General features: G+C 73.8%; 19 protein-coding genes. 14 read left to right on the forward strand and 5 right to left on the reverse strand.

The genetic code is table 11. The features are described 5' to 3' along the window. Window positions 1–32 precede the first annotated feature (32 nt). The gene (locus tag AB3388_RS07970) at window positions 33–467 is read left to right on the forward strand and encodes a hypothetical protein (RefSeq protein WP_495410223.1); all 435 of its coding nucleotides are present in this window, start codon (window positions 33–35) and stop codon (window positions 465–467) included. After that, the gene (locus AB3388_RS07975) at window positions 467–1,858 is read left to right on the forward strand and encodes an FHA domain-containing protein (RefSeq protein WP_495410224.1); all 1,392 of its coding nucleotides are present in this window, start codon (window positions 467–469) and stop codon (window positions 1,856–1,858) included. The genes AB3388_RS07970 and AB3388_RS07975 overlap by 1 nt, the downstream gene beginning before the upstream one ends. A gap of 51 nt (window positions 1,859–1,909) precedes the next feature. Here AB3388_RS07975 and AB3388_RS07980 read toward each other — a convergent pair whose 3' ends face one another. After that, the gene (locus AB3388_RS07980; protein WP_495410225.1) at window positions 1,910–2,371 is read right to left on the reverse strand and encodes an ester cyclase; all 462 of its coding nucleotides are present in this window, start codon (window positions 2,369–2,371) and stop codon (window positions 1,910–1,912) included. 114 nt (window positions 2,372–2,485) lie between these two features. Next, a complete protein-coding gene (locus tag AB3388_RS07985; RefSeq protein WP_495410226.1) occupies window positions 2,486–4,576 on the reverse strand; it encodes a cation:proton antiporter in 2,091 nt (696 codons plus the stop codon). Window positions 4,577–4,853: 277 nt separating this feature from the next. On the opposite strand from AB3388_RS07985, the gene AB3388_RS07990 reads away from it, so the two are divergent. Continuing rightward, window positions 4,854–5,693: a serine/threonine-protein kinase gene (locus AB3388_RS07990; RefSeq protein WP_495410227.1), complete on the forward strand. Its 840-nt coding sequence runs from the start codon at window positions 4,854–4,856 to the stop codon at window positions 5,691–5,693. A gap of 51 nt (window positions 5,694–5,744) precedes the next feature. Here AB3388_RS07990 and AB3388_RS07995 read toward each other — a convergent pair whose 3' ends face one another. Further along, window positions 5,745–7,574 carry a serine/threonine-protein kinase gene (locus AB3388_RS07995; protein ID WP_495410228.1) on the reverse strand — a complete coding sequence of 610 codons (1,830 nt, stop codon included), beginning with the start codon at window positions 7,572–7,574 and terminating at the stop codon, window positions 5,745–5,747. 284 nt (window positions 7,575–7,858) lie between these two features. Here AB3388_RS07995 and AB3388_RS08000 point away from each other — a divergent pair, with 284 nt between their 5' ends. After that, the gene (locus AB3388_RS08000) at window positions 7,859–8,722 is read left to right on the forward strand and encodes a hypothetical protein (protein WP_495410229.1); all 864 of its coding nucleotides are present in this window, start codon (window positions 7,859–7,861) and stop codon (window positions 8,720–8,722) included. Between the two features lie 14 nt (window positions 8,723–8,736). Here AB3388_RS08000 and AB3388_RS08005 read toward each other — a convergent pair whose 3' ends face one another. Further along, the gene (locus tag AB3388_RS08005) at window positions 8,737–9,165 is read right to left on the reverse strand and encodes a Fur family transcriptional regulator (RefSeq protein ID WP_495410230.1); all 429 of its coding nucleotides are present in this window, start codon (window positions 9,163–9,165) and stop codon (window positions 8,737–8,739) included. A 65-nt stretch (window positions 9,166–9,230) separates the two neighbouring features. On the opposite strand from AB3388_RS08005, the gene AB3388_RS08010 reads away from it, so the two are divergent. From AB3388_RS08010 to AB3388_RS08055, 10 genes are all read left to right on the forward strand, one after another. Continuing rightward, on the forward strand, window positions 9,231–9,512 hold the full coding sequence (locus tag AB3388_RS08010; RefSeq protein WP_495410231.1) for an antibiotic biosynthesis monooxygenase: 282 nt from the start codon (window positions 9,231–9,233) through the stop codon (window positions 9,510–9,512). Beyond that, a complete protein-coding gene (locus AB3388_RS08015) occupies window positions 9,509–9,775 on the forward strand; it encodes a hypothetical protein (protein WP_495410232.1) in 267 nt (88 codons plus the stop codon). Before AB3388_RS08010 ends, AB3388_RS08015 begins: the two co-directional genes overlap by 4 nt. A gap of 70 nt (window positions 9,776–9,845) precedes the next feature. Next, the gene (locus AB3388_RS08020; RefSeq protein WP_495410233.1) at window positions 9,846–11,261 is read left to right on the forward strand and encodes a glycine--tRNA ligase; all 1,416 of its coding nucleotides are present in this window, start codon (window positions 9,846–9,848) and stop codon (window positions 11,259–11,261) included. Window positions 11,262–11,385: 124 nt separating this feature from the next. Beyond that, window positions 11,386–12,321: an ABC transporter ATP-binding protein gene (locus AB3388_RS08025; protein ID WP_495410234.1), complete on the forward strand. Its 936-nt coding sequence runs from the start codon at window positions 11,386–11,388 to the stop codon at window positions 12,319–12,321. Continuing rightward, a complete protein-coding gene (locus tag AB3388_RS08030) occupies window positions 12,318–13,103 on the forward strand; it encodes an ABC transporter permease (protein ID WP_495410235.1) in 786 nt (261 codons plus the stop codon). The genes AB3388_RS08025 and AB3388_RS08030 overlap by 4 nt, the downstream gene beginning before the upstream one ends. Before the next feature lie 21 nt (window positions 13,104–13,124). After that, window positions 13,125–14,276, forward strand: a complete 1,152-nt coding sequence (locus AB3388_RS08035) for a sensor histidine kinase (protein ID WP_495410236.1) — start codon at window positions 13,125–13,127, stop codon at window positions 14,274–14,276. Continuing rightward, on the forward strand, window positions 14,273–14,881 hold the full coding sequence (locus AB3388_RS08040; RefSeq protein WP_495410237.1) for a response regulator transcription factor: 609 nt from the start codon (window positions 14,273–14,275) through the stop codon (window positions 14,879–14,881). The genes AB3388_RS08035 and AB3388_RS08040 overlap by 4 nt, the downstream gene beginning before the upstream one ends. A gap of 147 nt (window positions 14,882–15,028) precedes the next feature. Further along, window positions 15,029–15,562 carry a 2,4'-dihydroxyacetophenone dioxygenase family protein gene (locus AB3388_RS08045; protein ID WP_495410238.1) on the forward strand — a complete coding sequence of 178 codons (534 nt, stop codon included), beginning with the start codon at window positions 15,029–15,031 and terminating at the stop codon, window positions 15,560–15,562. 127 nt (window positions 15,563–15,689) lie between these two features. Beyond that, window positions 15,690–16,634, forward strand: coding sequence for an AraC family transcriptional regulator (locus AB3388_RS08050; RefSeq protein WP_495410239.1), 945 nt, complete (start codon window positions 15,690–15,692; stop codon window positions 16,632–16,634). 104 nt (window positions 16,635–16,738) lie between these two features. Next, window positions 16,739–18,172, forward strand: a complete 1,434-nt coding sequence (locus tag AB3388_RS08055) for an amidase (protein WP_495410240.1) — start codon at window positions 16,739–16,741, stop codon at window positions 18,170–18,172. Here the strand turns inward: AB3388_RS08055 and AB3388_RS08060 are convergent. Continuing rightward, window positions 18,135–19,625, reverse strand: a complete 1,491-nt coding sequence (locus AB3388_RS08060) for an aldehyde dehydrogenase family protein (protein WP_495410241.1) — start codon at window positions 19,623–19,625, stop codon at window positions 18,135–18,137. The two genes, AB3388_RS08055 and AB3388_RS08060, sit on opposite strands and share 38 nt — an antisense overlap. Between the last annotated feature and the right edge of the window lie 142 nt (window positions 19,626–19,767).

The raw sequence follows: 19,767 nt of genomic DNA on the forward strand, positions 1-19,767 counted from the left end.
ACGACCCCTTCGAACGACCGAGAGAGACGACCGTGCTGCCCACCCTCAACGGCCGCATCCAGACGAGGATCTTCCTGCTGGCTGTGGTCGGTTCGATCTGGACCCTGATCATCACGCCGATCCTGCCCATCGACGCCCCGCTCTCCACCGCCTACGGCACCACCTTCTCGGTGCTGCTCGTGGTCCTCGTGCTCGGCGTGCTGTGGGAGTTCGTCTACCACGGCATCCAGCAGTTCCGGTGGGAGAAGGACTGGCCCACCCTCTTCGGGCTGCTGACCGCCGTCCCCGAGGGGCTGCTGGTGTGGTTCCTCTTCGCCGGCGGGGCGATCCCGTGGATCGACTCCCTCCCCGGCGCCGCGTTCGTGATCGACTTCGCGACGACCTGGCTGCTGGTCTGGCTGGTCGCCAACGGCCCGATGCGGGTGCCGTTCGTCCACTGGCGGATCCGTGGCGGGAGGCTGATCTGATGACGGTCGACAGCGCGCCGGCGCCGGTGGTCGTGCCGCCGTTCGACCAGGTCTCGGTGGCCATCGCGCCCGGGGACGACCTCGTCGTCCGGATGCCGGGCATCCTGCTCGTCGTCGGCGTGGCGGCCACCCCGGCACCGCCGCCGGCCGGCCCGCCGAAGCTCGACGGATGGGGCGCGACGCCGGTGCAGGCGCCGCCGGCCGCGACGGCGGGCGACACCACGGTCGGTGAGCTGGTCGCCCTGTGCCGGCGGGTCTCCGCCGCCGGCAGCCGGGCGCCGGGCCGCCGGCTGCACGACGAGCTGCGGACCTGGCTGCCCACCGTCTCCGGCCTGCCCTCCTTCGCCGTCGCCGCGGCGACCGAGGAGGGCCTGGCCGTCGCGCTGGTGGGGGAGGGCGTCGCCGAGGTGCCCGACCTCGGCCTGCGGCTGACCCCGGCGGACGGCGAGCGGCGCGACGACGGCACCCCGTTCCTGGACCGGCTGGTCGACTGGCCGCCGGCGCCGCTGCGGCTGTCCGCCGGTGCGGCGCCGGGCCAGGCCCCGCACCCGCTGGCCGACCTCGAGGCCGGGGCAGTGCCCGGTGCGGCGGCGATCCTGTCGCCGGCCGCGGCACCGGCGCCGGTGCCCGCGCCCGACGCCCCGTCGCCGACGGCGCTGGTGCGGCTGCCCTCACCCAGCGCCCTGCTGCCCCCGCCGGGCGTGCCGGTGCCGCCGGTGGCCGCGGCGCCGACGCCTCCGCAGCCGCCCGTGCCGCCCGCCCCGGAGCCGGCGCCGGCGGTGCAGCTGCCGGCCCCCGTGCTGTCGGCGTCGCTGCTGGCCTCGCCCGATGAGGAGGCGAAGCGCGAGCCGCTGCCGGTGCTGAGCACCGAGCAGCCGCCGGCCGCGCTGGCCGAGCAGGAGCCGGAGGACACCCGGCCCAAGGTCAAGGGGTTCCTCTGCTCGCGCGGTCACCTCAACGACCCGCGGGTGCTGTTCTGCAACCTGTGCGGCATCCGCATGGCCGAGCGGACCGGCGTCTTCATCGAGGGCGTCCGCCCGCCGCTCGGGCTGCTGGTGTTCGACAACGGCGCGACCGTGTCGCTGGACGTGGACTACCTGCTCGGCCGCGAGCCGGAGACCGACGAGCGCGTGCAGTCCGGCGCGCTCCGGCCGCTGCTCGTGGTCGACCAGACCGGCGGTGTCAGCCGGCACCACGCCGAGATCCGGCTGGAGGGGTGGGACGTCGTCCTGGCCGACATCGGCTCGGCGAACGGCACGCTGGTGGCGCCTCCCGGCGCGCCCGCGTGGTCCTCGCTGGTGCCGCACCAGCCGGTCCGGCTGGTCCCGGGCATGGCGGTGCGCATGGGCAGCCGGCAGTTCACCTTCGAGTCCCCGCACGGCACCACCTGAGAGGCGGTCGCCCGCGCCCCCGTCGGAAGGGGACGCGGGCGACCGTCGTCCTCAGGCCGTGGCGGGTTCCGGCGCTTCCGGCATCAGGCCGATCTGCTGCAGGTAGTCGGCCATGTTCCAGTAGAGGTGCTCCTCGGAGATCTTGCCGTCGCGCATCCGGCCGATGGACAGCCCGATGATCCGGAACGGCCGGCCGGTGTTGGGCAGGCCGTGCACCCGGTCCTCCCGGTCGTTCGTGCCGGTCATGACCCACTCCGCGGCCCACGTGTCGTCCGCGGTGACGACCAGGTCGCCCGGATCGAGGCGGAAGTCGCTGGAGAAGTTCTCCGTCATCTCGCTGAGCATGGTGCGCAGCGCGTCCTTGCCCTCGACGCGTTCCCCCATCGCCTTGTCGTCGAAGACGACGTCGTCGGTCACGCACTCGAGCACCTTCGCCGGGTCGTGGCTGTTCCATGCCTCGAGATAGGCCGTCGCCCAGCTGGGGATCCCGGAGCCTGCCGCGTTGTCCGCCATCGTTCCCACTCCTCGGTGAGCTGTGGCTCGTCCCCCTGACGCCCCCGTGGGACCGGCGAAAGCTACTCCCGGGCCGCCGACCCCGGAAGGGCCTCACGACGCGGAACGGGTGCCTCAGCGGCTGCCGGAACCCGCGGCGATACCGGCCAGCGTCTCGTCCATGTCGCGGTCGCTGTCGGCCGCGCCGGCGTGCACGGTGAGGACCGGAGTGAGGTCGTGCGCCGCCCGCTCCGGGACCGAGCCGGCCGGGGTCACCAGCAGGGAGGGCAGCGTCGACGGGTCCTCCTCGGCGACGAGCACGCCCGCGCGCCGCAGTCCCTCGGCGACGCCGGCGGCGCGGCGCTCGGCCCGCCAGCCGTCGCCGACGTGCAGTTGCAGCGCCGACACGCGGCTCAGCGAGGCCTGGGCGGCCAGCCGCAGCGCGGCCCGGCCGTGGGCGTCGCCGTCCTGGACGACGGCGACGGGGCCCTGCGGAGCCAGCCCCGGCTCGCCGAGCTCCCCGGACACGACGACGACGCTGCCGGTCAGCGCGGCCGGCCACGGGCTCGCGTCGGCGCTCCCCTCGGGGACCCCCCAGCCCGCCCGCACCAGGACGACGTCGGCGTCCGAGCTCGCCGCGATGCCCGCGATCTCCTGCCACGGGTCGTCGCTGAACCGGGAGGCGACCGAGGACTTCAGGCCTCGCGAGTCGACGATCCGGGCCAGCTCGCGCAGCTCCAGGCCGGCCGAGGCCATGAGCGCCAGATCGGCGCCGAGCCCCGTGGCCACCTCCGGTCTCGGCGTCGACCGGCGCACCGCCCGGGCCAGCACGACCTGGGCGGGGGACTCCCGGCCGACGAGGTCGCAGGCCAGGTGCACCAGCGACGCGTCCTGCTGCGGGTCGTCCACGACCACGAGGACGGTGTAGGCGTCGACCAGCCCCAGCGCCTCGCGCTCGGCCGCGGCGATGTCCCGCTCCAGCACCCGCTTCGGGTAGGCCAGGCTCAGCAGCGGCGAGGTCATCACCGTCGTCACCACGGCCATGATCACCATGAGGGTGAACATCTCGCCGTCGAGGACGCCGAGCTGCATGCCGATGGTGAGGATGACCAGCTCGGTCAGGCCGCGGGTGTTCATCAGCACCGACAGCGCGGTGGCCTGCCGCTTGGGCACCCGCTGGGCGCGCGCGGCGAGGAAAGCGCCGAGGAACTTGCCGGCGATCGCGACCAGCAGGATGAGCCCCAGCTCGCCGAGGCCGGCCAGGCCCACCGCGCCGATGTCGACGCTGGCCCCGGTGACGACGAAGAACACGGGGAGCAGCAGCAGGACGCTGACCTGCTCGAGCCGGTCGGTGATGTCGTGGGTGAGCCGGGCGGCGCCCTGCCGCGGCATGACCACGCCGAAGACGAAGGCTCCGAAGATGAAGTGGATGCCGATCTCCTCGGCGACCCACGCGCTGGCCAGGATGCCGACCAGTACCAGTGCCAGCATGTCGGGCGTGAGCTGGCCGAACCGCTCGTAGCGGGTCACCAGCCCCTTCAGCAGCCGCTTGACGACGGTGAACATCACGATCGCGAAGACGACGGAGAAGCCCAGGATCTGGATCACGCCGGTGAACGACGTCGCCGAGACGATCGCGACGACGATGGCCAGCAGCGCCCACGCCAGGACGTCGTCGACGGCGGCGCAGGCCAGGGCGAGGACGCCGGTGGGGATCCGGTGCATGTGGCGCTCGGCGAGGATGCGGGCCAGCACCGGGAACGCCGTGATGGACATGGCGACGCCGAGGAACAGCGCGAAGGCGAGGAAGGTGACCTGCCGCCCGTCGACGACGTCGTGCCGGCCGTGCAGGTACGTGGCCAGCAGGAAGCCCAGGCCGAACGGCAGCGCGATCGAGGCGACCGACACCGAGACGGCGATCTTCTCCCTGCCCTTGATGAAGGACAGGTCGACCTCGAGCCCGACCAGGAACATGAACAGCACCAGCCCGAGCTGGGCCAGCACGTTGAGGAACGGCCGGATGTCGGCCGGGATGAGCAGGGTGTCGAGGTTCCCGGGGAGCGCGCCGAGCAGGGTGGGCCCGAGCAGGATGCCGGCGACGATCTCGCCGACGACGGCGGGCTGGCCCACCTTGACCGCCAGCCGGCCCATCAGCCGGGCGATCACCACGATCACCGCCAGGTCGATGAAGACGTAGGCGATGATCTCGGGTACTTCCCGTTCCACGACTGCTCCGCGGTGCTCGATCGGCCTGTGCTGCCAGGTCCGGTGGACGAGGACGGCCGGGACGGCCTGCGCGAACACGCCGCAGCAGGCGTCGCTCGGCGCGGGATCGTAACGGCGCGGTGAGCCTCGTGGCGGTCCGTCGCACGCCGTGATCGGACGCGCGGCGCGCCACGGCGAACGGGGTTCCCCCGGGCCGACCCCACCGGCAGACTGACGCGCTGCCGCGCCGCGGCGCCCCGGTTCCGGACCGGGGATGTGCAGCAACGGGAGGACATGCATGGACGCCGCCGGCCTGGCGGGAGCCGCCCCCACCAGCATCGCGGACTACCAGGTGGTCCGGGTGCTCGGTGAGGGCAACAACGGCCGCTTCTACCTGGCCCGCCCACCCGCTCGGCTCGGACTGCCGGACGAGTTCGTGGCGGTGAAGGTCTTCTCCGGGCAGCACAGCGAGAAGGCCTACGAGCGCGGCGTCCGCGAACTGCGCGCGTTCGCGCAGGTGAACTCGCCGTACCTGGTGAAGGTCTACGACGCCGTCCTGCAGGACAGCTTCCTGTACGCGATGGAGTACCTGCCGCTGGGCTCGCTCGCCGCCCCGGCCCGGCCGCTCTCCCGCGGCGAGGTGCTGCGCGCGGTCGCGCACGCGGCGCACGCCATGCACGCGCTGCACCAGGCGGGGCTGACCCACGGGGACCTCAAGCCCGCGAACATCCTGCTCACCGAGAACGGCGGGAAGCTCTCCGACCTCGGCCTGGCCCGGTACCTGACGCCGGGGGTCACGGTCACCGGCATGGCGGGGGCGTCGTCGGTCGAGTTCCTCGACCCGGCGCTGCTGCGCGGGGACCGCCCGTCGCGGGCCACCGAGGTCTACGCGCTCGGGGCCACCCTGCACCGGGCGCTCACCGGCACCGGCCTGTACGGGGAGCTGCCCGACAGCGAGCCGCTGCTGGCCATCCGCAAGGTCATGAGCGCCGAGCCGGTCATCGCCGCCGGCCTCACCGCCGAGGAGGCCGCGCTGGTACGGGCCTGCCTGGCGCCGGTCGGGCAGCGGCCCGCGACCGCCGACGAGGTCGCCCAGCGGCTGGAGGCCCTCGCCGCCCCACAGCTCACGCACGCCTGAGAACGACGGCGGCCCCGCTCCCGTGCTCGGGAGCGGGGCCGCCGTCGCCGGTCAGTCGACCGTGAAGTCGCTGTTCGCCGGCTGGTTCCACCAGTCCCACAGCGTGGCCAGACCCTCCTGGCCGCCCTCGGCGAGGATGATCCCCTCGGCGTTGGCGTCGTCCTGGGTCCAGACCACCAGCGCCCGCTGGGTGTCCGGGTCGATGTAGCAGGCGACCCGGCCGGCCCGCTGGTCGTCGGATCCGCTGTAGAACCGGTAGCCCTGGGCGTCGGGGCAGTCGGTGTCGGTCAGCTCGGCCAGGTCCCGGGACTTCACGTCGGCGAGGAAGACGTCGTCGAGGGAGCCGCTGTCCGGGTACAGGTAGAACACCGACGCGGTCGGGCCGGGCTGGGCCGTGGCGCCCCCGCAGTCGACCGACGCGAGGTCGCCGTCGCCGGCCGGCTCGTTGGTGCGGCAGTTCGCCGGGTCGAACCCGCCCGGGACCCGCGCGATCAGCGTCTCCTCGTCCGTCGGCGCGGGCGTCGACGGCTCGGTCGTCGTCGGCGGGGTCGAGGGCTCGGTGGTCGGCGGGGAGGTCACCGGCGGGTTGTCACCGCCGCCGCCGTCCCCACCGGTGAGGACGACGACGAGCAGGACGATGCCGACGACCACGAGCGCACCGACGACGAGCAGCACGGGCAGCAGCCGCTTGCCGCCCCCGGAGGGCGGCGGCCCGCCGGGGCCGCCCGGGGTGGGCCCGAACGGGGGACCGGACTGCCCGGGCGGCGGGTAGCCGGGCGCACCCGGCGCGTACCCGGGCCGGCCCGGGTTGGGCGGCGGGCCGTAGCCGGTCGGCTGTCCGGGGTTGGAGGGCGGGCCGTAGCCGCCGGGCTGGCCGGGGTTCGAGGGCGGGCCGTAGCCGCCGGGCCGGCCGGGGTCGGACGGCGGGCCGTAGCTGCCCACCGCGCCGGGGTTGGAGAACCCGACGGTCTGCGGGATGAACGGCAGCGGCGTGATCGCCGTCGGCGGCGCGACCGGCGCCCGCACCTCGGGCTTGGGCGTGACCCCCGCGGCCGACAGCGCCCGGCGCGCCGCGGTCGCGAGCTCGCCCGCGGTGCCGTAGCGCTGATCGGGGTCCTTGGCCAGGCCCGTGAGCACCACCTCGTCCAGCGCCGCCGGGAGGTCCGGCCGCAGCGACGACGGGGCCGGGGCGTCGGTGTTCAGGTGGGCGTACATGAGGGTGGCCAGCCCGTCGCCGGTGAACGGCCGCCGCCCGGTGAGGCACTCGAAGAGGACGCAGGCGAGGGCGTAGACGTCGACCCGCTTGTCGACCGGCTTCTCCAGGAACCGCTCCGGGGCCATGTAGTCGAACGAGCCGAGCGCCGCGCCGGTCTGGGTGAGCGACGGGCCCTGCGCGTCGGTCGTCGAGCGGGCGATGCCGAAGTCGACGAGATAGACGAACTCGTCGTCCCCCTCGCCGGTGACCAGCACGTTCGACGGCTTGACGTCCCGGTGCACGAGCCCGTCGGCGTGCGCGGAGTCCAGCGCGCGGGCGGTCTGGCCGATGATCGACACGGCGCGCTCGGGACTCATCGGCCCCTCCTGGGCGAGCACCGCGGCGACGTCGCGGCCCGGGACCAGGCGCATGTCGAGGAAGAGCCGGCCGTCGATCTCGCCGTAGCGGTGGATCGGCACGATGTGCGGCTCGTTGAGCCGGGCGGCCAGGTGCGCCTCGCGGCGGAACCGCTCGCGGTAGCCCTGGTCGGCGGCCAGCGTCTCGGAGAGGACCTTGAGCGCCACGACCCGGTCGTGCTCGGTGTCGTAGGCCCGGTAGACCTCGCCCATGCCCCCGCGACCGAGCAGCGCCTCGATGCGATAGGCGCCGAACTGTTCGAATTCCACCGCGAAAGACCCTCCGTGTGCCGCCACCCCGGCGCTCGTCCGAACCGCCGCGCGGGTCGCGGTCGTCGGCGGAGTCTAAGGACGGACCGCAGGCGCGACCAGCGTCCGGGCCCCGGGCGAGCCGGATCACCGTGCGCACCGCCGCGGGCAGGCCGGTGCGGCGCTTCGTGACGGAGTCGTGACAGATACCGCGCATCAACCGGTAGGCGGGACGAGCGGCGATCACTACGTTGGCCGACTGCTCCGGGGCTCAGCGCCCGCCGTTCCCGAACGAGAGAAGGACGATGAGTCAGCCTCCAGGCCCCTACGGCGGACAGTACGGCCAGCCCGGCCCGTACGGTCCGCCCGGCGGTCAGCCCGGCCCGTACGGCCAGCCGGGTCAGCCGGGCCCGTACGGCCCGCCCGGTCAGCCCGGTCAGTACGGCGCGCCGGGTCCGTACGGTGCGCCGGGTCAGCCCGGTCCGTACGGGCCTCCCGGCGGCGGGTTCCCGCCCGGTGGCCCCGGCGGCCCCGGTGGGTACGGCCCGTACGGCCGGCCGCCGAAGAAGAGCGCCCTGCCGTGGATCATCACCGCGGTCGTCGTGGTCCTCGCCGGCGTCGGCGTCCTGCTGTTCTTCCTGCTCCGCGGGGACGACGACCCGGTCGCCACCGCGAGCTCGTCCGCCACCAGCACGTCGAGCACCGCGAGCCCGTCGTCCCCGGCCGAGTCGATGGCGCCCATGACCGACGTGAGCCTGCCCCCGGGCGCCGAGCAGCCCCCGCCCACCGACCCGGGCGGCAGCATGACCGAGGACACGGCGGCCGGCGACGGCGGCCAGTTCGCCGGCTCCGGCGACTCGGCCGTGGCCTGGGTGAACGCCATGTACAACGGCGACTTCACGACGGCGTGGGCGTCCATGTGCCCCGACCTGCAGGGCCAGCTGCAGCAGCTCGCGACGGAGAACGATCTGAGCAACGAGGACCTGCTCGCGGCGGTGTTCTACCAGGGCATCCTCGAGGGTCGCGGGATCACCGACGGCAGCGCGGACGGCGTCCAGTCGGGGGACGGCGTCGACATCGTGTCGTTCACCCTCGCTCTCGACGACGGCAGCACCTACAACCTGCTCGTGGCGATCGACCAGGACCTGGCGGTCTGCGGCTGGCAGTGACGCCCCGTCGGCGTTCAGGCCCGGGTCTGCTCCTCCCGCGCCGGGCCGGACGCCGGCGGCGCGAGGCGGCAGTCGGCGCAGGTGCCGAAGATCTCCAGCGTGTGGCTGACGTCGGCGAAGCCGTGCTCGTCGGCGACCGTGTCGGCCCAGCGCTCGAAGGCGGGCGGCCCGGCGACCTCCACCGTCCGCCCGCACTCGCGGCAGACCAGGTGGTGGTGGTGCTGGGGGCTGCAGCGGCGGTAGAGCGCCTCGCCGGAGTCGGTCCGGATCGAGTCGAGCTCGCCGTCGTCGGCCAGCGACTGCACCGCGCGGTAGACCGTCGACAGGCCGACCGGGTCGCCGGTCGACCGCAGCCGGGCGTGCACCTCCTGGGCGCTGTGGAAGCCCTCCAGGTCCTGGAAGACCGCCCGGACCGCGGCGCGCTGTCGGGTGGTGCGAGCCATGCCGCCATGGTGCCATTCCGTTCGGTGACCAGCGGCCCTACGAGAGGACGGCGACCGTGTTCGCGGTGACGCGCCTGCGGGTGCCCGAGAGCGGGGCGGCGGAGCTCGACGCGGCGGCGTCGGCGCTGCTGGCCGCGCTGGCCGCCCGCCCGGGCTTCGTCGACGGTGAGGTCGGGCGCTCGACCGAGGACGGCGGGCTGTGGGCGCTGCTCACCCGCTGGGACGGCGTCGGCTCCTACCGCCGCGCCCTCTCCGCCGCCGAGGTGAAGATCGCCGGCGCCCCCGTCTGGGTGCACGCCCTGGACGAACCCGGCGTCTACGTCGAGTCGGGGGAGGGGCCGGCATGAACCGGCCGCCGGAGCCCCCCGACGAGCCGCAGCCCACCCGCGAGCGGCCCCTGCCGGTGCCGCCGCCGGGCGATCCCCTCACCGATCAGCCCACCGAGCAGCTCGAGCCGCCGGATGCGCCCGATCCGACCAGCCCGCTGGATGCCGCGGAGCCGCTGCCGGCGGTGGCGCCGCGCCGGCGCAGCCCGACGCCGTACGTCATCGCCGCGCTGGTGCTGCTGATCGTCGCCGTGGGCGTGGCCGCCGTCCTGGTCTGGGGGTGACGGCAGGGGCGAACGCGCCCAACTACCGTGGACGGGTCAACCCGCCGACCGCCAGCCGGATGGAGCCCCCGTGGCAGCGCCCGCGAACGCCAGCACGTCCAAGCACGACCCCGCCCGCCTCGACAAGGTGGTCAACCTCTGCAAGCGACGGGGCTTCGTCTTCCCGTCCGGGGAGATCTACGGCGGCACCCGCTCCGCCTGGGACTACGGGCCCCTGGGCGTCGAGCTCAAGGAGAACATCAAGCGGCAGTGGTGGCGCACCGTCGTCCAGAGCCGGGACGACATCGTCGGCCTGGACTCCTCGGTGATCCTGCCGCGGCAGGTCTGGGTGGCCTCCGGGCACGTCGGCGTCTTCTCCGACCCGCTGACCGAGTGCCAGAGCTGCCACCACCGGTTCCGGGCCGACCACCTCGAGGAGGAGTACGAGGCGAGGAAGGGCCGGGCACCGGAGAACGGCCTGGCCGACATCAGCTGCCCGAACTGCGGCACGAAGGGCGCGTGGACCGAGCCGCGCGACTTCAACATGATGCTCAAGACCTACCTCGGTCCGGTCGAGGACGAGTCGGGGCTGCACTACCTGCGGCCGGAGACCGCGCAGGGCATCTTCGTCAACTTCGCCAACGTCAGCGGCGCGGCGCGGAAGAAGCCGCCGTTCGGCATCGGCCAGATCGGCAAGTCCTTCCGCAACGAGATCACGCCGGGCAACTTCATCTTCCGCACCCGCGAGTTCGAGCAGATGGAGATGGAGTTCTTCGTCGAGCCCGGCACCGACGAGGAGTGGCACCAGTACTGGATCGACGAGCGGACCCGCTGGTACACCGACCTCGGCATCTCCCGGGACAACCTGCGCCACTACGAGCACCCGAAGGAGAAGCTGTCGCACTACTCGACGCGCACCGTCGACATCGAGTACCGCTTCGGCTTCCAGGGGTCGGAGTGGGGTGAGCTCGAGGGCATCGCCAACCGCACCGACTTCGACCTGAAGACCCACTCCGAGCACTCCGGCGTCGACCTGACCTACTTCGACCAGGCGACCAACACCCGCTGGACGCCGTACGTGATCGAGCCGGCGGCCGGGCTCACCCGCTCGCTCATGGCCTTCCTCATCGAGGCCTACAACGAGGACGAGGCGCCCAACACCAAGGGCGGCGTCGACGTCCGCACGGTGCTGCGGCTGGACCCGCGGCTGGCGCCGGTGAAGGCCGCCGTCCTGCCGCTGTCGCGCAACGCCGACCTCTCGCCGAAGGCCCGCGACCTCGCGGCGACCCTGCGGCGGAGCTGGAACGTCGACTTCGACGACGCCGGCGCGATCGGCCGCCGCTACCGCCGGCAGGACGAGATCGGCACGCCGTTCTGCCTCACCGTCGACTTCGACACCCTCACCGACGACGCGGTGACCGTGCGGGAGCGGGACACGATGACCCAGGAGCGCATCGGCCTCGGCCAGGTCGAGGCCTACCTCAAGGCCCGCCTCCCCGTCTGCTGACGGACTTTTTCGGGCTCAAGTCCCCGGACTTGAGCCCGAAGAAGTCCCACCCATGATCGATGTCATGGGCAGGTCGTGATGCGCGGCCGAGGTGCACGGGGCCGGCGCTGCCGATGCTCGGGGCATGGAACTCACCGCCCTCGAGACGCCGGCGGGTCCCCGCGCCGTCGCTCCCGCCGTCGCCCTGCGCGGGCTGACCAAGCGCTTCGGCACGGTCACCGCCGTCGACGGCCTCGACCTGAGCATCGAACCGGGCGAGATCGTCGCCTTCCTCGGCCCGAACGGCGCCGGCAAGACCTCGACCATCGACATGGTGCTCGGGCTCTCGCGCCCGGACGCCGGCACGGTCGAGGTGTACGGCCGCGCGCCGCGCACCGCCGTCGCCCACGGGCTGGTCTCCGCCGTCATGCAGACCGGCGGGCTGCTCAAGGAGCTGACCGTCCGGGAGACCGTCGAGCTGACCGCCGCCCTGTTCGCGCACACCCGGCCGGTCGCCGAGGTGCTCGAGCGGGCCGGGATCGCCGGGATCGCCGACCGCCGCGTCGGCAAGTGCTCGGGCGGGGAGCAGCAGCGGCTGCGCTTCGCGTTGGCGCTGCTGCCCGAGCCGGAGTTGATCATCCTCGACGAGCCCACCACCGGGATGGACGTCGAGGGACGCCGGGAGTTCTGGGCCGCCATCCGCGCCGACGCCGAGCGCGGCCGGACCGTCCTGTTCGCCACCCACTACCTCGAGGAGGCCGACGCCTACGCCGACCGCATCGTGCTGGTCAGCCGCGGGCAGGTGGTCGCCGACGGGACCGCGGCCGAGATCAAGGCCCGCTCCGCCGGGCGCCGCCTCACCGCCACCTGGGAGGGCATCGCCACCGCCGACGCGGTCGCCCTGCGCGCCCTGCCCGGCGTCGAGGACGTCGAACTGCGCGGGGACACCGTGCTCATCGCCGCCGCGGACTCCGACGCCGTGGCCCGCCACCTGCTCACCGCCACCCCGGCCCGCGACCTGCAGATCACCTCGCGCGGGCTCGAGGACGCCTTCCTCGCCCTCACCGGAGACAACCGATGACGACCGCCGTGCTCGACCGCCGCGTCCCGCCGCTGGGCGGGTTCTCGCTCACCTTCCTGCGGCTGGAGATCCGCCGGCTGCTGCGCAACCGCCGCACCCTGGTGTTCACGCTGATCATGCCGCCGGCGTTCTTCCTGCTCTTCGGCGGTCTCAGCGACGCCTACCAGCAGCAGGCCGCCGGCCGCGGCAACGTCTCGGCGTACCTGATGATCAGCTTCGCCGTGTACGGCTCGATGATCGCCAACACCGCGGCCGGGGCCTCGGTCGCCGTCGAGCGGGCGCTCGGCTGGTCCCGCCAGCTGCGCCTCACCCCGCTCAACCCGCTGGCCTACATGGTCACCAAGGTGCTGACCGCCATGGTGCTCGGCGCGGTGTCGGTGGCGATCGTCTTCACCGTCGGCGCGCTCAGCGGGGCCGTGCAGATGCCGGGCTGGGCGTGGGTCGTCAGCGGGCTGGTCGCCTGGATCTGCGCGATCGTCTTCGCCGCGTTCGGGCTGTTCATCGGCTACCTGGTGCCGTCGGAGAACGTGATGCAGCTGCTCGGCCCGGCGCTGGCGCTGCTGGCCCTGATGGGCGGCATCTTCGTCCCGCTCGACGTGCTCAGCCACACGCTGCAGACCCTGGCCTCGTACACCCCCGCGTACGGCGTCGGCGTGCTCGCCCGGGCGGCGCTGGTCGACAACAGCGTCGACATCGGCGCGGTGGTCAACGTGGTCGTCTGGACGGCGCTCTTCGCCGCCGGCGCGGTGTGGCGGTTCCGCCGCGACACCGCCCGGGTGTGAGCGGGAGTCACACTGCTCGCCGTGACCGCCGCACCGCCGTCGTCTCCACCGACCTCACGCCGGGTCGGTGGGGACGTCGCGCGTCCGCTCGCCCCCTCGAGGATCGGCTGGCTCTGGGCCGCCGTCTGGCTCTTCTACCTGGCCGTGCCGATCCGGACCGCGTGGCGGCACCGCGAGACCGTCGCCGGGGTGGTCGCCGTCGTGGCGCTCGTCGTCTTCGCCGTCGGGTTCGCCGCGTACTTCGCCTGGATGCGGGGCCACCGCATCCGCACCGGAGAGCTGCACGCGGGACCGGTCTGGGCGATGCTCGCCGTGATGGTGCTGCTGCTGGTGATCGCGGCTCCGGGTGCGGGGGAGGACGTCGTGGCCGGCGCGGTCTACGTCGGCGTCACCGCCGCGATGACCCTGCCCGGCCGGCAGGTGCTGGCGGTGGTCGCCTTCCTCACCGCGGGGGCGGTCGTGCTGCCGCTCGTCGTCCGGGGATGGGAGTCGCTCGACGACTTCATCCCGCAGCTGCTGCTGGCCACGTTCGCCGCCTACGGCGTCGGCCAGGTGCTCACGCGCAACGTCGAGCTGGCGCAGGCACGGGCGCAGCTGGTCGAGCTCGCGGTCACCCAGGAGCGCGAGCGGATGTCCCGCGACGTGCACGACATCCTCGGCCACTCGCTGACGGTGATCACGGTGAAGACCGAGCTCGCCGGGCGGCTGCTGGAGGCGACCGGCGCCGGGGACACCCGCGCCCGCGCCGAGCTCGCCGACGCCGAGCGGCTGGCCCGCGAGGCGCTGGCCGACGTCCGGGCCACCGTGGCCGGCATGCGGCAGCTCTCGCTCACCGGCGAGCTGGCCGTCGCCCGGCAGGCCCTGGACGCCGCCGGCATCGCCGCCGACCTGCCCAGCGCGGTGGACGACGTCCCCGCCCGGTTCCGCGAGCTGTTCGCGTTCGCGCTGCGGGAGGGGGTCACCAACGTCGTCCGGCACTCGGGGGCGAGCCGCTGCGTGGTCCGGCTGACGGCGGACCGCATCGAGGTGAGCGACGACGGGCGGGGCCCGGACGGGGTCGTCGGCGGCTCGGGGCTGGCCGGGCTCCGCGGCCGGGCGCAGGCGGCCCGGGCCCGGGTGGAGACCGGCCGGTCGGCCGAGGGTGGTTTCCTGCTCCGGGTGACGCGCGCGTGATCCGACTGCTGCTCGCCGACGACCAGGCCCTGGTCCGCGGCGCCCTCGCCGCCCTGCTCGACCTGGAGAGCGACCTGCAGGTGGTCGCGGAGGTGTCCCGCGGCGACGAGGTGGTCCCCGCCGCGGTCGAGCACCAGGTGGACGTCGCGCTGCTGGACATCGAGATGCCCGGCAGCGACGGGATCGCCGCCACCGCGGCACTGCGCGCGATGCGGCCCGCCTGCCGCGTGCTGATCGTGACCACCTTCGGCCGCCCCGGCTACCTGCGCCGGGCGATGGAGGCCGGGGCCAGTGGGTTCGTCGTCAAGGACACCCCCGCCCGGCAGCTGGCCGAGGCGGTGCGGCGGGTGCACGCCGGGTTGCGGGTGCTCGACCCCGCGCTGGCCGAGGAGTCGCTCGTCTCCGGCGCCAGCCCGCTGACCGCCCGGGAGACCGAGGTGCTGCGGGCGGCCCGCGGCGGGGACACCGTCGCCGACGTCGCCGCCGTCCTGCACCTGTCGGAGGGGACGGTGCGCAACCACCTCTCCGCCGCGATCGGCAAGACCGGCGCCCGCAACCGGGCCGAGGCCGTCCGCCTCGCCGAGGACCGCGGCTGGCTCCTGTAAGGGACTTTCCGCGCCGAAAGTCCCCTCGGAGGAGCCGATGCATGTCCGGATCAGGCAAGGACGACGTCCTGCTGGTGGAAGACGCCGGGGCCCCGGATCCTCTTCACTTCCCCTCGCACACGCCCGTCACAGTGGAGGAGGAGTCCCATGTCGCAGACGCCGGGGACCGAGTTCTGGCGCGATCTGAAGCCGATCGTCAATTCGATGAAGCCCGATGCGCAGCCGGAGGTCTTCCACCAGTTCTCGCCGATCGAGGACGAGCGCTACTACGTGCCCCTGAGCCCGACCGTCGGCTCGCGGCCGCTCTGGATCTCCCCGCGGGACAACCGCTGGGCCGACATCCTGTGGGCGAAGACCGCCGGCCTGGTGAACCGGCACTACCACCCGCACGAGGTCTTCGCCTACACGATCAGCGGCAAGTGGGGGTACCTCGAGCAGCCCTGGACGGCGACCGAGGGCTCGTTCGTCTACGAGACCCCCGGTGAGGGGCACACGCTCGTCGCGTACGAGTCCGACCAGCCGATGCGCGCCTTCTTCGTGGTCAAGGGCCCGCTGATCTGGCTGGACGAGGACGGCAACAGCGCCGGCCACTTCGACGTCCACGACTACCTCGCGCTCTGCCGGGAGCACTACGACCGGGTGGGCATCGGCGCGGACTTCGTGGAGACCCTCATCCGCTGACGGGGTGGCGCGGCGGCGCCTGGTCACACTCGGCCGGAACGGGTGGGTACCGTGTGCGGGCTCGCGAGGACGCAACGCCGAGAGGGTGCGGACGTCGCGGTAGTCGCACACCGTCGCCGGAGGTCCCGTGCCCGCACCCACCGTGCTCTCGTCGGTGTCGACGGTGGGCATCGACCAGGGCGAGCGCCTCGCGCTGTGGGAGCACTACAACGCCGAGGCGCTGGTCGGGCTCACCTGCCGGACGTACGAGGCCGAGGGGTTGCTCGCCCGCCAGGTCAACCTCGGCCTCGGGGCGCTGCGGGTGGCGGACATCTCCGGCAACCCGCACGTCATCGAGCGCTCCCCGGGGCTGGTGAGATCCCGCCCGAAGGACGCCACCTTCGTGAGTCTGCTGCTCGAGGGGGACGGCTTCTTCTACCACTCGGGCGGCTGTCTGACCGTCGGCGCCGGGGACGTCGTCGTCTACTCGACGGACCGTCCCTACCTGTTCGGCTTCGGCCGGGCCATGCGGCAGCTGCTGATCGACGTCCCCCAGGGCCTGTTCGAGGGGCGCGGTCCGGACGGCCCGCGGCTGGTCCCGGGAACGGGGTCCGGCGCGCAGAGCACCACGGCCCGGGCCCTCCGCGAGCTGCTGCTCGGCGCCATCACCGACCCGGTGACCGCGGACGACTCGGTGGGTGACCGGGTCCTGGACCTGATCGAGACGATGGGCACTCGCCGGGGCACGCCGCGGGGCGCCGCGCAGGTACTGGCCGCGAAGACCTACATCGCCGAGAACCTCCACGATCCCGGCCTGTGCGCGGACTCCGTCGGCCGGGCGGTCGGTGTCACGGCCCGGCACCTGAACCGCGCCTTCACGGCCGAGGGCACGACCGTCACCCAGCTCATCCGGAGCCGGCGGCTCGAGCGTGCCCGGCAGGACCTCCGGCTGCCGTCCGGGCAGGCGGGACGGATCGCGGACGTGGCGAGCCGCTGGGGTTTCGTCTCGCAGGCGCACTTCACCCGGCTGTTCAGGACCGCCTACGGCTGCACGCCGGGGGAGTACCGGTCGGCGCAGCGTCCGGAGCCCTGACCCGACGCTCCCGGCCGGCCGCCTCCTCACCACCTTCGTCCGACCAGGGAGCACCCATGCCTACGTCACCTGCCCATCCGACGCCGGATCCCCTCGACTGGTCGATGGCTGAGGCGGGGGAGCTGCTGGCCGCCGGGCTCGCCTCGCCGGTGGAGCTCGCCGAGGCGTACCTGCGGGCGATCGACGAACGCGACGCGGACGTGAACGCGTACGTGACGGTGACCGCCGAGCGGGCGCGCGCCGACGCCGCTCGGGCGGAACGCGAGCTGCGCGGCGGCCACCGGCGCGGCCCGTTGCACGGCGTGCCGATCGCGCTCAAGGACCTGATCGAGACCGCGGGGATCCGCACCACGGCCGGGTCGCGCATCCTCGCCGACCACGTGCCCCAGCGTGACGCGACGGTGGCTCGCCACCTCCGGGACGCCGGCACGGTGCTGCTCGGCAAGACCAACACGCACGAGTACGCCTACGGCGGGACGACGAACAACCCGCACTACGGGCCCACCCGCAACCCCTGGGCCCTGGACCGCATCCCGGGCGGCTCCTCCGGCGGCTCGGCCGCCGCCGTCGTCAGCGGTACCGCACCGGGCACGGTCGGCACCGACACCTGCGGCAGCGTGCGGATCCCCTCCGCGCTGAGCGGTTGCGTCGGTCTGAAGCCGACCCGCGGCCTGGTCAGCCTCGACGGGGTCCTGCCGCTGGCGCCGAGCCTGGACCACGTCGGCCCCCTCGCGCGGTCGGTCCTGGACGCCGCCCTGCTGCTCGATGCGATGACCGGGACGACGTCGGGATGGGACGCCCTGTCCGGCGCCCCGGCCGAGAACCTCCGCGGGATCACCGTGGGCGTTCCGACGGCGTACTTCTTCGACCTGGTGGACCCCGGCGTGGGCGCCGCCGTGCGTGGGGCAGTGGATCTGCTGGCGGCCGCGGGCGCGCACGTCCGGGAGGTGGACGTGGGTGATCTCCGCCCGCTCGTCGAGGCGATCTTCCTGCGGGTCCGCGCGGAGGCGCAGGAGGTGCACCGGGCGACGTTCCCGTCCCGCCGGCAGGACTACGGGGCCGACCTCGCCGAGAACCTCGGGCGTCCCAGCCCCACCGAGGACGAGCGGCGGGAGGCCGAACGGGTGATCCGGACCGGCGTCACGGCGCTCCGGGCCGCGTTCGCCCAGGTGGACGTCCTCGCGACGCCGACGACGCCCGCGACCGCTCCCTCGATCGGCGCCGTCCGGCTGCGCGTCGCGGACGAGGACCTGCACGTGGAGGAGATGCTGACCGGCTTCACGTCGGTCTTCAACGCCGCGGGCCTGCCCGCTCTGACGCTGCCGTGCGGCCTGGCGAGCGGGCTCCCGGTCGGGCTGCAGCTGGCCGGTCCCGAGGGGGCGGACGGGCTGGTCCTCCGGGTCGGTGCCGCGTACGAGGCACTCCGGGGACCGGTGCCCCGGCCGCCGGCCGGTGGCGGCGCGACGACGCCGTCGGGAGTCCCCGGCCCCGGGGACGAGGTCAGAACGGGAACGAGCGGTCCTGGTCGCGGGAGGTGATCCACTGCAGGTCGGAGAACTCCTCGGCGGCGAAGCCGAGCCCGAACCGGCCCCATCCGCTGTCCTTGACCCCGCCGAAGGGCATGTGCGGCTCGTCGTTGACCGGCTGGTCGTTCACGTGGACGATCCCGGCGTCCAGCCGGGTGGCGAGCGACAGCCCCCGGTAGGTGTCGCCGGTGATGATCGACGCGGCGAGCCCCAGTTCGGTCCGGTTGGCCCGTGCCACCGCCTCCTCGGCGGAGTCCACCGCCTCCACCAGCACGACCGGACCGAACGTCTCGCCCAGGGCGATCTCGGCCTCGTCGGGCACGTCCACCAGCACCGTCGCCGGATAGCACGGGGGTGCGGGAGTTCCTCCGGCGAGCACGCGGGCGCCCAACGCGACCGCCTCGTCGACCCGGCGCTGCAGCAGGGCCAGCGCCCACTCGTTGATCACCGGGCCGACCACGGTCGACGGATCCCTGGGATCGCCGGTGGGCAGCTGGGCCACCTTCGCGGCGAACGCCTGCGTGAACCGGTCGGCCAGCGGCCGCTCGACGTAGATCCGGCGCGCGCACATGCACACCTGCCCCTGGTGGACGAAGGCGCCGTAGGCAGCGGCGTTCACGGCGTAGTCGACGTCGGCGTCGGCGAGCACGATCAGCGGGTTCTGGCCGCTCAACTGCAGGACGGTCCGCTTGAGATGCGTGCCCGCCTTCTCGGCGAGGCGGCGGCCGGTGGGGGTGGACCCGGTGAAGTTGAGGCGCCGGACGTGCCGGTTGGCGAGCAGGGCGTCCCCGATGGCTCCTGCCTCCCCGGGAGCATGGGTGACGACGTTGAAGGCCCCGTCCGGCAGGCCCGCTTCCTGGAGGATCTCGGCCCACAGGGCCCCGCCGGTGTAGGGGGACTCCTCCGAGGGCTTGAGGACGACGGTGTTGCCCAGCGCCAGGGGCCCGATGGTGGCCCGGCCGCTGAGCACGAGCGAGGAGTTCCACGGGGCGATGGCGGCCACCACGCCCACGGGGCGGCGGACCGCCATCGCCCGCGTCCCGGGTACGTCCGAGGGCAGCAGCTCGCCGTGGGGCTGGTAGGCCACGGCGGCGGCCTGGCGGAGCAACGCCGTCGTGAAGTCCACCTGGGTCCGGCCGAAGTGGACACCACAGCCGGTCTCCAGCGCGAGGGCGAGCAGGATCTCGTCGCGCCGCCGCTCGACGACCTCTGCGGCCCGGAGGAAGATCCGCTGGCGCTGCGCCGGCAGCGTGGCCGCCCATCCCGGAAAGGTCTCGTGCGCCGCGTCGACGGCGCGTCGGGTGTCCTCGCCGTCGCCCGCAGCGACGTTCCCGAGCACCTCTCCCGACCACGGCGAGTGGTTGGGGTACCACCGGCCCGACTCCGCCTCGACCCAAGCGCCACCGATGAAGTGCGCGACGTCGCCCTTCTGCCACCCGTCTCCGGCGCCGTCCGAGCGACCCATCGAACTCATCTCCTTGCCCGCGCTGCCTGCGACGACCCGCGGAATCCGACGCTAGTCGACCCGGTCCGCGTCAACTCCGCCGCGAACCCTCGGGGAGACACAGGACCCGGTCAACGCGCCGTTCGGACCATTGGAACACCTA

This window comes from Geodermatophilus sp. SMS 5-13, from assembly GCF_059428245.1.